Source organism: Candidatus Uabimicrobium helgolandensis (assembly GCF_041508025.1).
GTDB lineage: Bacteria > Planctomycetota > Uabimicrobiia > Uabimicrobiales > Uabimicrobiaceae > Uabimicrobium > Uabimicrobium helgolandensis.
Genome location: NZ_CP165719.1, coordinates 1884869 through 1897979, shown reverse-complemented (window position 1 = coordinate 1897979; position 13111 = coordinate 1884869). Strand labels below are relative to the sequence as shown.

General features: G+C 34.5%; 12 protein-coding genes. 6 read left to right on the top strand and 6 right to left on the bottom strand.

The genetic code is table 11. From position 1 onward, the window contains the following. Positions 1-231: 231 nt before the first annotated feature. Positions 232-987 (bottom strand): transposase, encoded by a 756-nt coding sequence (locus tag UABHE_RS06975; RefSeq protein WP_372369534.1) that lies wholly within the window; start codon positions 985-987, stop codon positions 232-234. Positions 988-1249: 262 nt separating this feature from the next. Between UABHE_RS06975 and UABHE_RS06970 the strand changes: the two genes are divergently transcribed. Together UABHE_RS06970 and UABHE_RS06965 are read left to right on the top strand one after the other, a co-directional pair. Next, positions 1250-1609, top strand: coding sequence for a hypothetical protein (locus UABHE_RS06970; protein ID WP_372369533.1), 360 nt, complete (start codon positions 1250-1252; stop codon positions 1607-1609). A gap of 361 nt (positions 1610-1970) precedes the next feature. Then, positions 1971-2228, top strand: coding sequence for a hypothetical protein (locus UABHE_RS06965; RefSeq protein ID WP_372369532.1), 258 nt, complete (start codon positions 1971-1973; stop codon positions 2226-2228). A 102-nt stretch (positions 2229-2330) separates the two neighbouring features. On the opposite strand, the gene UABHE_RS06960 is transcribed toward UABHE_RS06965, so the two are convergent. Together UABHE_RS06960 and UABHE_RS06955 are read right to left on the bottom strand one after the other, a co-directional pair. Beyond that, a complete protein-coding gene (locus UABHE_RS06960; protein ID WP_372369531.1) occupies positions 2331-3191 on the bottom strand; it encodes a formylglycine-generating enzyme family protein in 861 nt (286 codons plus the stop codon). Between the two features lie 188 nt (positions 3192-3379). Beyond that, positions 3380-3718 (bottom strand): transposase family protein, encoded by a 339-nt coding sequence (locus UABHE_RS06955; protein WP_372369530.1) that lies wholly within the window; start codon positions 3716-3718, stop codon positions 3380-3382. 533 nt (positions 3719-4251) lie between these two features. On the opposite strand from UABHE_RS06955, the gene UABHE_RS06950 reads away from it, so the two are divergent. From UABHE_RS06950 to hemG, 4 genes are all read left to right on the top strand, one after another. Continuing rightward, the gene (locus UABHE_RS06950; protein WP_372369529.1) at positions 4252-5721 is read left to right on the top strand and encodes an RDD family protein; all 1470 of its coding nucleotides are present in this window, start codon (positions 4252-4254) and stop codon (positions 5719-5721) included. Positions 5722-6130: 409 nt separating this feature from the next. Further along, positions 6131-8086, top strand: coding sequence for a protein kinase (locus tag UABHE_RS06945; protein ID WP_372369528.1), 1956 nt, complete (start codon positions 6131-6133; stop codon positions 8084-8086). Between the two features lie 331 nt (positions 8087-8417). Then, positions 8418-9443 (top strand): uroporphyrinogen decarboxylase, encoded by a 1026-nt coding sequence (gene hemE / locus UABHE_RS06940; RefSeq protein WP_372369527.1) that lies wholly within the window; start codon positions 8418-8420, stop codon positions 9441-9443. 15 nt (positions 9444-9458) lie between these two features. Then, complete coding sequence (gene hemG, locus UABHE_RS06935) at positions 9459-10787, top strand: protoporphyrinogen oxidase (RefSeq protein ID WP_372369526.1); 1329 nt, start codon at positions 9459-9461, stop codon at positions 10785-10787. A gap of 136 nt (positions 10788-10923) precedes the next feature. Here the strand turns inward: hemG and UABHE_RS06930 are convergent, their stop codons facing one another. The 3 genes from UABHE_RS06930 to UABHE_RS06920 all read right to left on the bottom strand — a co-directional run bounded on the left by UABHE_RS06930 (position 10924) and on the right by UABHE_RS06920 (position 13098). After that, on the bottom strand, positions 10924-11202 hold the full coding sequence (locus UABHE_RS06930) for a hypothetical protein (protein ID WP_372369525.1): 279 nt from the start codon (positions 11200-11202) through the stop codon (positions 10924-10926). Between the two features lie 77 nt (positions 11203-11279). Beyond that, the gene (locus UABHE_RS06925) at positions 11280-12170 is read right to left on the bottom strand and encodes a WD40 repeat domain-containing protein (protein WP_372369524.1); all 891 of its coding nucleotides are present in this window, start codon (positions 12168-12170) and stop codon (positions 11280-11282) included. Positions 12171-12417: 247 nt separating this feature from the next. Next, on the bottom strand, positions 12418-13098 hold the full coding sequence (locus UABHE_RS06920) for a dual specificity protein phosphatase family protein (RefSeq protein ID WP_372369523.1): 681 nt from the start codon (positions 13096-13098) through the stop codon (positions 12418-12420). Between the last annotated feature and the right edge of the window lie 13 nt (positions 13099-13111).

The following is a 13111-nucleotide window of genomic DNA, read 5'->3' as shown; positions in this document are numbered from 1 at the left end:
GAAATTGTGAAAGAAAATGAGCGCCAGACTGGAAAACGAACGAGCGCCAGACTGTTATGCTCTAAAACATGATGAAACTTCAATTTCGATGGAGTTTTGTAATTGCAACAAAAAAGTGTTTGAAACAAAGAGTTGTTACGTGGAAAAAAAGTGCAATTAAAACGAGTAAATGTGAAGTGTTTTCTCAATTGAGAAACATCGGTAGACTTCGATTTTAGCTGGTTGTGATGGCTATAGAAAATCTAAATTCGAAATTGAATTTAAACTAAATTTAGGTTTAAATTTTCTCAAACAAGATGTACTTTGATCTAAAGTACAGCATTTACGTTTTTGGTAGTATTTATGAGAGGTATACTTATTAATAACGTCTTTTATAAAAGACTCTGAGCCAAAAATTAAACCATATGTCATTTGAGGTTTTTTGGTAAGTAACCCTCTCTCTTTCATTCTTTCCTCCATCATTTCAATGTACTTTTTTTGCCTTTGCTTCATGGTTTTACCAAGGTTCATATAAACTTCATGATAGTCAACATCTATAAGCCCTTCACCTGTTGTGTGCCGATTGTAGCTACTCCATTTCCACTCTTTTGGATGTTTGGTAACGTTGTTCCTTGTCATGTTAAGTTCAATGTAAAATATGCAATTAAGTAGCTGAGTCTCCGAGTCGATAATTGTTGAATAAAACCTTCCGCCCCAAAAATGCCCTGTACGCTTGTGTCTACGGTTATAGTTTTTTGCGTATTCACCATTGATAAACTGCATCAATCTGGATAAATTATCATCTGTAGGTGTCGATATTAGTAGATGGACGTGATTGCTCGTAATACAGTAAGCGTGTAGCTTAAAAGAGTATTTTTCACGCGCTTTTTCTAAAATTTTTAAGTATTCTACAAAGTCCTCTTCTTGTTGGAAGTAAAAATTTTTATTGTTACACCTTGTTGTTACATGAAATAAACCATTGATCATTGATATACGAGTCGGACGCATTTGTTCTCCTTTGCAAAATGACTTTTAATGTTATCATTTTACCTACTATTCCGACAAAACACTCTTTTGAATTATTATTAACTCCAAAAGATACTACTACTAAATAACTTATGGTAACTATGGTTAAGTCTGGCACCGAAAAAGCAATTCCGACAAAACACTCTTTTGAATTATTATTAACTCCAAAAGATACTACTACTAAATAACTTATGGTAACTATGGTTAAGTCTGGCACCGAAAAACCAACCTTGCACCTGTTCTTATGGCAGTATTGGAACAGGAACAACTTCATCAAGATCGACGCTACTATGCAGCTGAGATCCTCAGTAAATTGAATGCCAAATTAGCAATACCTACACTTATTGCAGTATTGAAGGAACAATGCCAAAAAAACTATTTATCTCCTAACGATTTGTCAAGAGGATGTTGTGGAACAGCAATACTAAACGTTTCCCTAGAACATTACCTTGGAAAAGGGCTACAAAAAGCAATCATCAAATCATTGGGGAACATGGGGAAAGATGCGATTTCAGGATTGCCAATAATCGAAAAGATGCAGAATGAGAAACATGAAGATGTGCGTAATGCTGTACTACAAGCTATACAAAAAATAAAACGATAAATGAAGTAAAAGTGCTGATTTGTCTTAAAATTGTATGGACGAAAAGTGCTAAATTCGTGTCAGACCAGGGTCAGTAAACAATACTGTAAGGCTTAATTTAAAATAATTGCAAGAAAGTAGTCTTTGTAAAGACAGTAAATAAAAGCTTTGCGAAAGTAACTACATCTATTCACTTTATTTTATTTGAATTACATGCCATTCAATAAATAATCGATTTAGATTTTTTCTGCCAATATTTTCGTTTTTTATACCTAGTTTAAACTTAAAAATAACAAAATAAGAGTTCTTTCTTATTTTATTGAACAATTAACAAAAATGACAATTATAGAGCTATCTAGTTAATATTGGCGTTTGTGAATTAGTGTCAGAGCTAAACGCCTATCTAGAAGAGAACAATGTTCCGATTAAAGTAGTGAACTGTGCACCTATATTTCGCTTTGTACCACGCGAAATCAAAGGGTTTTTCATTCCTTTTGATGTTGACTTGTTCTTCCATCATATGAACTATCATGGCGTTTATATATGGGAAGGATGCGTATGTATGTGTAATCTGGAAGTAAAAACTCGTGAAGAGCTAATTTGGACTCGTGCCAGACTTATCGAACCAGAAATGTTTTAGATACTTTTATTCATAAACTTCACCAAAAAGAACACATCTCCGATTCGGTAGTTGATTTTTTACCACCGTCTCCTATACATTTCTCTTGCAGAGCTCTGCTCTCTACTGTGACCTCAGGCAAAACCGAAAACCAATGCCGCGGTAGCGATAGTCGGGACCGAGCCCATCACGGGACGCAGAGCGCACGTACCTAGGCGAAAGATTCCTCCAATTACCGCCACGTACGACACGGAGAGAACCACCATTACGACCAACAGGATCTACTGTTATGGAAATATCATATTCGCCATACCAATTACTACACCACTCAAATACATTGCCATGCATCTCATATAGTCCCCAATTGTTGCGTGGTAGCGATTTTATTTTTACTACCCCATTTTTATCATAGTTTACTTGATCCTTGGTAATCCTGTCACCAAAACTAAACGCTGTTGTTGTTCCTGCACGACATGCATATTCCCACTGCGCTTCTGTTGGCAAACAACATTGCCATTCTTTCATTTGCTCGTTTAGTTTTTCAGTAAACGCCTTGCAATCATCCCAACTTACCATCTCTACCGGCAAATTTTTCCCCTTAAAGTGACTTGGGTTATCCCCAATCACTGCTTCCCACAATGCTTGACTACACGCTGTTTCTGCCAACCAAAACCCTTTGCTAATCGTTACTTGATGCTGAACTTCATTTTCGTATCTATCTTCTTCCGTTTCTGGAGAGCCCATCATAAACGTTCCTGGTCTGATCCACCTCATTACTTGACGCACATCTTTATAAGTAATACCCATCCACAAGCCATATTCATCTCGGCCCCAATCGCAAAAACTTCCGCGAAAAGAACAGTTGTCAAACTCTGTTCCCATAAAGTCTTCGCCATCGACACAATCTAAATAAAACGTACAACCCATATACGTCATATTGGGCTCTATTTCTTTCAACGACTTGCCTTTTACACGTTTTTTCATCACATACTCCAAAATTCATTCACAAAATCGCATTTTTATATCATTCATTTTCGAAATGTCTTGTCGACGGTTCCACCGTCCCTATACATTTCTTCTTACAGAGCTCCGCTGCGAATTAATTCTTTGCCAGACTCAAGTCTGACATTGAATTATATTTCAACTAGCGCAAGCCATATGTTTTATTTATATTAAATAATAATTGACATTTTTGAAAGTGCCAGACTCACTTTAAAAGTGCCAGACTCACAACTCAAAAAAATATCTACTTCAAATATGTGCCTTTCACAATTAGCGTTATCACAAAAAAATTTACGCACATAAAATATCAAATATACTACATTGCCTAATATTGGTAAATCCATTGGTTTCCTGTAATAATAACTATGTATTCTTCTTGAGTTTTTTTTGCAAAGTGGACAGAAGGAGTGTCGCTGAAATGAAGATATCTCTAAAGAAATTTTTCCTTTATCAATTTCTGCTGTATTTATTTTAAAGTCATCTGGGAAAAAAGAGGCAAATTTTAACATCTTTGTTCTTCCTTTTTCCTTTTATTTTATCAAAAATAGCGGATTTTTTTATCTTATTTCCACGTTTCACCAAAAGTGGCCATGAACCAAAAAATATCTACTTCAACTCACTTTAAAAGTGCCAGACTCACAACTTACTCACAACTCAAAAAAATATCTACTTCAAATTTTGTAGAGCACTGTAAAAAAACAACAAATCTTACAATTTTAAATATACCGACTTCCTAATCTCACTCTCACATGAATACCTCACACTAGCATGCATATCTCAAATCTTTTCAAGACCGAATTATTGTGATTTTATTTCCTTTATCGCTTCTTGTTCATAACCAAAATATTTTTTTTTTAGGACGCTATTGTTTATTTTTCCAATACATAAAAAACAGAAATTGCAAATACTGAAATGAATAAACCCAAGAAGAAGAATAAATCGTTTAATATCAAAGATTCTATGTACTTTGACAATTTGCCTACATTATCTTTTAAATTACGTTTACGCAAATTCAATATATTGAACACTACGGAGCGCATTCATGTTTAGCTATATATTCAATTGTCCATTTTGTAGTGGACCTGTCAGTGTAAAAACGAGACTTAATCCTATAGGAAAAAAGAAAAAGTGCTCAGGATGTAAAAAATCTTTCATTCTAAGTAAAGAAAACATATCAAAACCAGAACAAAATAATAGTGCAAATGCGAACAAAAAACATTCTAGTGAGCAAAATGAAAAGACTGACAAAAAGCCTAAAAAAAGATCGCTATCGCAAGCACGAAAAAGATCGTTGCGAGAACGAAAAACAACCACAAGTTTTATGAATCAAGTAGTTGGATTTATGCTTACAGGGTTTTTATTTTCTGGAGGAGAAGAGTTGGAGAAATCGCAACGAGAAGAGCGAAGAGTAGTCATTGCAAATTACATGACGCGAATAGTTGCGTTTTCGATTGATGGATTTTTATTTTACCTAATAGAAGAAGGTATGCTTTTTTTTCAATTACCATACAATTTTGTAACCTCTCATACCTTATTTGTTCTGTATTTAGTAGTTATGCATACATTATTTGGGGCTACTATAGGTAAAAAAATAGTGAAAATAAAAATTGTTGGTAAAGATGGAGGCCCTTTAGGTTTTGCAAGAGTTTGTTTACGTGCACTACCTTTTTTTCTAGTAATACCATGGTTAGTAATGGCGCAGATATTTTATGTAGATTCGACACTAATTGAAAATTCTTTAATGATGTTTGCTGGAATAGGTTGTTGGGTGGCTTTTTTTGATTTTCATACAAGAGCTTTTCATGACATATTAGCAAAGTCATATTGTATTCACGCAAATAGTAAAAACACAGAAAAGTTTTTCGAATCATTGAATAATCCTGATAAGGAAGTCTCGGACGGAGTTCGAACTAGCTTACGACGATCCCGATTAAAAAAACAAGACAAAAAACAAATGGACTTTTGGCCAACGTTTATCGCAATATGTGTATTATCTATCCTACTAGCCTTTTTATTCAACGCAATATCACCGCAGAACTCAATACGAGATCGAAGATCAAAGTTAAAAAAAACAAAAACAACTGCTGAACAGTATTACAATGAAGGCATGCAGTTAGTCCGCGATAAAAAAGTCAAAAAAGCGATAGTCCAATTTGAAAAATGCATTACTGTTGATAAAAATTTTATAGATGCCTATGTCATAATAGGAGACATTTACTATGCTGGTAAGAATTATAACAAAGCAATTGTTAGTTATAATAGACCTATAAATATGGATATTAAACCTCCTAAAATATATGTTCGACGTGGTCGATCTTACCGCGCATTAAAGAATTACGACCAAGCACTTTCTGATATAAATATAGCTATTGATTTAGATGAGAACTATGCTGATGCATATGCAGAAAGATCTAAGATATACAGAGAGAAGGGATTATTAGAAACTAACAGCAAATATTTTAAAAAATCTATAGAGGATTACGAAAAATCACAAGCTCTTCGAAGGAAATAGATGGTATTAGATTGCATATAATAACTCAAGTTGCGATCTATAAAAGTTGCTGTATAAACATAAATGTGGAGAAATAGCATGGTAGTTAGTAATAACAGCATGCAAAAAAGTGCGCAAAAGTAAAAAGCCATGGGTGTTGATATTTAACACAACACATAGAACAAGGTTTGGATCTTGTTCTATGTGTTGTGTTATGACTGGCTCTGAATAACGTTTGAGTCAGACTAAATGCCTTGGAGCTAGATATTTCTCTACCGTTGCAAAATTGCTGAACAAAAACTCTTGGTATATAAGAATTACAGAAAAAGATGCCGAAGACATTTGCATATTGATATTATAACAATAAATAGAATATTATATTTGCTGACAATTTTGCGGTGTGTGTTTGTAGATACAGAAAGAAAATACTATGAATTCAAACAATTCTCAAGAACAACTTAGTGCGCAATTTGGACGTTATAATATAGAAAAAGAACTTGGACGCGGTGGAATGGGGGTTGTTTATAAGGCTTACGATACCAAATTTAAAAGAACAGTTGCTCTTAAAGTTATGCTGAGAATTAAAACTAGCGATACCAAAAGATTAATGCATGAGTCTTTCGCAATGGCCCAGTTAAATCATCCTCATATTATTCGCTTGTATGAATTCGAAGAGAAACCCACACCGCACCTCACGATGGAGTATATCAAAGGAGTTAGTTTAGATTTTCTTATTGCACAAAAGCAAATAAAGCCTTTATTTTTGATCAATTTACTCATCAAAGTTTGCGATGCTTTAGCGCATGCGCATAAGAATAAAATTTTACACCGTGATATAAAACCATCAAATATTATGATTACAAAAGATGGTAATCCTAAGGTTATGGATTTTGGCTTAGCGAAAATTATAAATGAGCAAGAATTATCAAAAACAGGTGATGTACTAGGAACACTAGGGTATATGGCACCTGAACAGCTAAATGGTAAAGCCACCGAAAAAAGCGATATTTACGCTTTAGGTGCTACAATGTACAAAGCTTTAACAAATCGTAGCATTTACAGCGGTAATTCTTACCAAAGCATTTTGTTCCAAATACTGAAAAAAGAGATTATCCCTCCAAGACATTTGAACCCGGATATTTCTGTATATTTAGAAGCTGTTTGTTTAAAATGTCTTGCCAAAAAAGAGCGCCGTAGATACGAAAGTTTTAGAGCTCTTGCCTTGGAACTCAAAAACTTGAAACACCAGAGACCCATACTTGCGAGAAAATATAGCGTCTGGGATAGTGTTGGTCATTTTATTAACGAACATCGAGTCATTTGTGGTAGTCTTGCTATTGCTCTCATCAGCTTGATATCTTGTTTAGTTATTGCGGTTTTTGCACTCAAAACAGTCAAAGAACAACAACAAAAAACTAACGTTGCGCGAAAAGAAGCAGAAAAAAACTGGAAGTCTTTACAAAAAAGTAATTTAGAAATCAAATCACTCAATAGTGCGATGATCGAATTTGTCAAAAATATCAAACAGAGTTCTTATCATAGTGTACTAGCAACGGAAGAAATTGTGAAACCACTTGTTGTCGTTTTTTCGCAATCTGTATATTTGAAAACAGCAGAAGAATATAAGTTCTTAAGAGGATTAATTCTTGGACAAAGTAAAGAAGTAGAACATCTTTACCAAGCAATATTAGATTATACTAAAGAAATACAAAAAAATTCGAATAGCGACATCTACACTAATAGAGGAATTGTGTATTTTCGTTTAAAAAAATATAAAGAAGCTCTAAGTGACTACAACAAAGCGATTGAAATAAACGACTACAATTCAAGAGCTTACAATAGTCGTGGCCGTATTCATGCTTTACAAAAACAATATGGAAAAGCGATCAAAGACTATGACAAATCTATACTTCGAAATCCTAAGAATTTAAAAGCTTTGAACAATAGAGCTTTTTTATACAAAGAGATGAAAGAGTACAAAAAATCTCTAATCGATTACAACAAAATCATTGATTTGTCACCAAAACTTTATTACGCCTATCAAAACAGAAGTCAAGTCTACAAAGAACAAGGGAAATATAAGTTAGCGTTAAAAGATTGTGATATAGCAATTAAGCTTAAACCAGATAATGCATTTGCTTATAACAACAAAGGCGAAAACTTATTTTATTTACAAAAATACAAAGAAGCTTTGCATCACTATGATAAATCTATTTTTCTCAATTCGCAAAATTCATACGCATATAAAAATAGAGGCGATTTACACTATCACAAAGAGCGATACAAATTGGCTATAAAAGATTGGAAATCAGCAATTTTCCTAAATCATCCTCAAGAAAAATTATTGAAGGAAAAAATAATAAAATTAAAGAGCAACAAACACTAATTCGCACCAATGTGCCTTTCGATATTTTGCCTTTTGTTTCCCAGCAAACCTTTTATTGCCTCTCATTGTAAGGAATCACCTAAACGACTACCAAATTTTCAGAAAATGCTATCAACACCGTTACCACTTTTGAAAAATCCCTATTCTTTTTAGTTGTTTATTGGGTAAGAGATCCTCGTAAAAAACTAAAGAAAACCAATGAAGATACTTCATTTTAAACAAGAAGAAAACATTTGCAAATAAGTAATATTTGTGTTATTTAAACTAAAAATAAGTATGACTTTTCCAATGAGTCACTAAGTACGAACTATTCTATAATATGGAAATAAATATGAATTCACGACAAAGATTTTTAGCTGCTTGCAAACGCGAAAGTTTAGATTACCCACCGATTTGGTTAATGAGACAAGCTGGACGTTACTTACCAGAATATCGAGAATTAAAGAAAAAGTATGACTTTTTAACGATGGTAAAAACACCTGAACTTGCGATGCAAGTTACTATGCAACCAATCAAACGTTTTGCTTTTGACGCAGCCATTTTGTTTAGCGATATACTTGTTATTCCCGAGGCGATGGGGCAGCCTTATTCATTTCGTGATGTAGGTGGCATTGAAATGGAGGGAGCTATCAGAAGTGCTGATGATATCGCCAAGTTGTGTAGTGCAGATATTGAACAAAAATTGTCGTATGTTGCAGATGCTATACATCTTGTGAAGTCAGAACTAAAAGGAGAAACAGCTCTTATTGGTTTCAGCGGAGCTCCTTGGACTTTAGCCACTTATATGGTCGAAGGAGGAAGCTCCAAGAATTATTCGCAGGTAAAAACGCTTTTCTATTCGGAACCGGAATTATTCGATAGCTTGATGAATAAAATAACTGTTGCGGTAAGTAATTATTTGAAAATGCAAATAAAAGCGGGAGTAGACTGTGTTCAAATTTTTGACAGTTGGGGTGGCATACTTAGTGAAAGTACCTACTGGGAAGCTTCAGGAAAATACATTGCTAAAATTATCGAGAATATTGGAAAAGAAGTGCCAGTGATAGCTTATGCAAAAGGATGCCACATTTGGCCTGAGGCTCTTGAAAAAATGAATGCTGATGTTCTTGGTTTGGATTGGAGCATTCCTTTAGAAAAATTTTATGATACTTTTGATGGAAAATTTGCTGTACAAGGAAATATTGATCCATCTCTTATGAATTCTCACCCAGATGTAGTTGAGCGCGAAACTAAAAAAATTCTCGAAGGTTTTGGTGATCGCAAGGGGCATATATTTAATTTAGGTCATGGAATCCATCCACAAGCTAAAATTGAGTGCGTCGAAAGATTAATTGCAACAGTAAGAGGTCTCAATTAAAAAGAGGAATAAAACATGAAAAAAATAGCGATTGTTGGTGCTGGTATTGCAGGATTAACGGCAGCGTGTTTACTAAAAAGACGAGGTTATGATATTCGCGTTTTTGAACAAGGAACAAATGTTGGTGGTGTAATGCGATCTGTTAGAGAAGGTGAATATCTTGCTGAGTTTGGACCAAATACTATTTTGGAAAGTAGCCCTGAAGTATCTGAATTCTTTAACAGCCTGGGATTAGAAAATCGTAAAGTATATCCTGAAAACTGCGCCAAAATTCGCTATATAGTTTGCCGCGGCAAATTAGTTGCCTTGCCAATGTCACCACCTGCATTTCTCAAGAGTAACTTATTCCCTCCGCGAGCGAAATTTCGCTTACTTTGTGAGCCGCTTATTCCATCGCGAAAATCGAGAAAAGAAGAAACTATTTCTCAATTCGTAAAAAGGCGTTTGGGAAAAGAAATATTAGACTATGCTATTAACCCATTTGTTGCGGGGACTTATGCTGGAAGACCGGATAAACTGAGTATAGAGCATGCTTTTCCAAAACTACACAATTTAGAAAAAGAATATGGCAGTGTAATTCGTGGACAAATACAAATGAAAAAATCGGGAAGAAAGCCACCGAAGATCATTTCGTTTCCGAATGGCCTTGAAGAATTTCCTCAAGCGATGTACAAAGAAATAAACCCACAAAATGTATATTTGAATGCAAAAGTTGAGAATATTAATTTTGATAAAAGTGGTAAAGTAGAAATAGAAACTGTTGATCAGAAATATCAAGCTTCTAAAATAATATACGCTGGAACAGCTTATGGTTTGCGCAATATAAAAATAAACAAAGAGCCACTTGATTTTCCGATTCTCGATAAAGTTTATTATCCGCCAGTAACTGTTCTGTGCCTGGGATTTAAAAGAAGTGATATCAAGCATAGTTTAAACGGATTTGGATTTTTAGTTCCCGAAAAAGAACAGGCATTTGTGCTCGGTACTCTTTTCTCTTCAAGTCTTTTTAACAACAGAGCTCCAAAAGATCATGTTCTTCTGACAGTATTTATTGGTGGAGCACGACAACCACAACACGCATTACAAACAAAGAGAGAAGTAGTGAGCAGCACTATTTATGATCTAAACCGCTACTTGGGAGTAACCGGGCAACCAACATATACACATTTTACAAAATGGGAAAAGTCTATTCCTCAATACGAAATCGGATATGGCGATTGTAAAAAAGCATTCGCGCATATTGAACAGAAATACCATGATCTACGGTTAATCGGGAATTATCGCGAAGGTGTTTCTATTATCGATACCATAAGATATGCTCAAAAAGTAGTGGCTTCTATATAAATATTGCAATCAGATCCTAAACCTGAACTCTACAAATATTTGGTGGTAAACTACCTTAAGTTTATTTACTATTTTTCGGTCGATTATACGAGAAAAAGTATTTTGGGCTAGATCAGAATTTGCTATGAAAATTACACTAGGGAAGTCTATCTAACAACAAATCATCTTTTACCTTCAATTCAAATAACTTTTCAGTAATATTTTGCGGAGCTTCTTCCAGCGCAGATTCGATAAACGACCCTGCTACATCTGGACGTACATCAAAGAAGGACGTGCGTTGTTTCTTGTGATGAGATTTAGGGAATTGCTTACTCCATTGTGGTAGATGATTATATTTATAACTAGGAGGATGAGGGAGTTGAGTGGCATGGATACTGGTGTCTGCATAAATGCATACGCCTTTAGGAGTAAACACTATATCAGTACTGCCTATCCAGCCGTTTGTAAAAAGGTAATTTTTCTTTCCTGTCCACGGATCAACTGTTGTATTTCCTAAGTGAAAACAATCAAGATGCGGTATATATGTAGGAAAGTTAGATCTGGAACATGTAGTTTTATTTTTGTTGTCGAAATGTCAAGCACATAAATATCACGTTCAGCTCTTGCTAATAGATTGCCTTTTTTGTCTAAGAAAATACTACTAAAAGGGAATCTATTTTTATTGTGAAATACATTGCGCTCCATATGCTTATACAAACTATAATCGCTAAGATTCCAAAGTGTTACACTCTTAGCAGTTGCTGCACCAAAGAACTTTTGTGAATAAGCAATAGCGGTGATAATTTTATTACACTTTAGTACCTTGGTGTTTCTTTTTGCGTCAATATCATAAAAAAAATTTTTGTTATGGCTAGCATAGGTAAGAATATTTGTTTTAATAGGCGAAAATTTCATAACTTCGATGTTTGCAGCGGCAATAGAATAAAGCTGTTGCTTCGTTTTGATATCCCACAAATATATGCGATGATTACTGCAGCTAACTGCAAGTATATCTTTTTTTTGGTGAAAAGACATTGCTAGTGTCGGGTATTGGTGTTTTAGTATTCCAACTTTTTTACCACTACTAGCGTTCCATAATTGCACTATATTGCTATCATCCCTAGAGGCGAAGATTCTGCCGTTGTAATTTACATCGAGTTTGACAAGCCCTTTTCTGTCTATGTTTATTGTATATAAACGGTGGCGGTAAAAAACACGCCATTTTTTTATTCCGCTATGGTATACAGTTGTGAGTGTTTTGCCATCCGCACTAAACATTCCTTGATGGCACGTTTTTAATGCGTCAAAAGTACGCACCAAACGCCCGAATTCTAAATCCCATAAACCAATCTTACCATCCAGGTAATGAACAGCTAGTAGCTCTTCGTTGTTCGATAGATGCATGAATACGATTCTTTTGCCCTCCCATTGCAAAACATATCTTTGCTTACCCCCTCTCTTTGCTTTGATCCATACCGTTTCTTCTTTTCTTTATATACGCTATAATTGAGTAATCTGTAGGTTCAAGAAATTCTTAACCTTAACCTTTAAAAAACAAGATTTTGGGAGGTTCTTTTGATCAATCCAATCTGCATTTTGACAATTGACCGCAGCATATTTTTCTCAAATTAATTTGCTCTTTAGGATATCTTTAAGAGGTGCCATCAGTTCTTATTTGTGAAAAGCAGTTGTTGACAAACTTCCACTGCGATTTTTTCATTTTTGCTAAAGGACGTTTATTGTGAATAATTGCCATCGCCTCTGTCGGATTGGAAGCTTTATTTGTTAAAATTAGTAGTAGAGATGTAATTGTTGCTGTTCGCCCATGACCTTGAGCGCAATGTATATATGTGCAGCCTTGGTAGGAGGCTAATTCTTCGAGAAAAGTAATGAATCTTTTTTGATCGGTAATCGAAGCATCAAGTATTGGAAAAGACTTGTAATTGAAATTTTCTATAATGTATTTGCTTTCCTGAAATTCACATGTCAGATCAATGATATTATCTATTCCTACAGGAATTTCATAATCTAATAAACGCCTACCAATAATAATATTATCATTAATTGTGTGGTAGGCTTTTTCCTTTTGAACAAATCGCACTACATGCCAAATTATCCACAAAAGAACTAAATAAGGAAATAAAATAATCATCGCCTTAAAATCTATGCGTCCATTTGCTTTTTTTCCAAAAAACTTAACTGTCGCTTTTATATAGGAAATCCCAATAACCGCAAAACTAATAGCGGGCCATAACCATAAATAGTGCCAACCACCAAAAATAAATGCTTTAAATATGAGTACTCCACTAACTGCGCAAAAAAGCTTTCCCATTTCGTCTTTACTC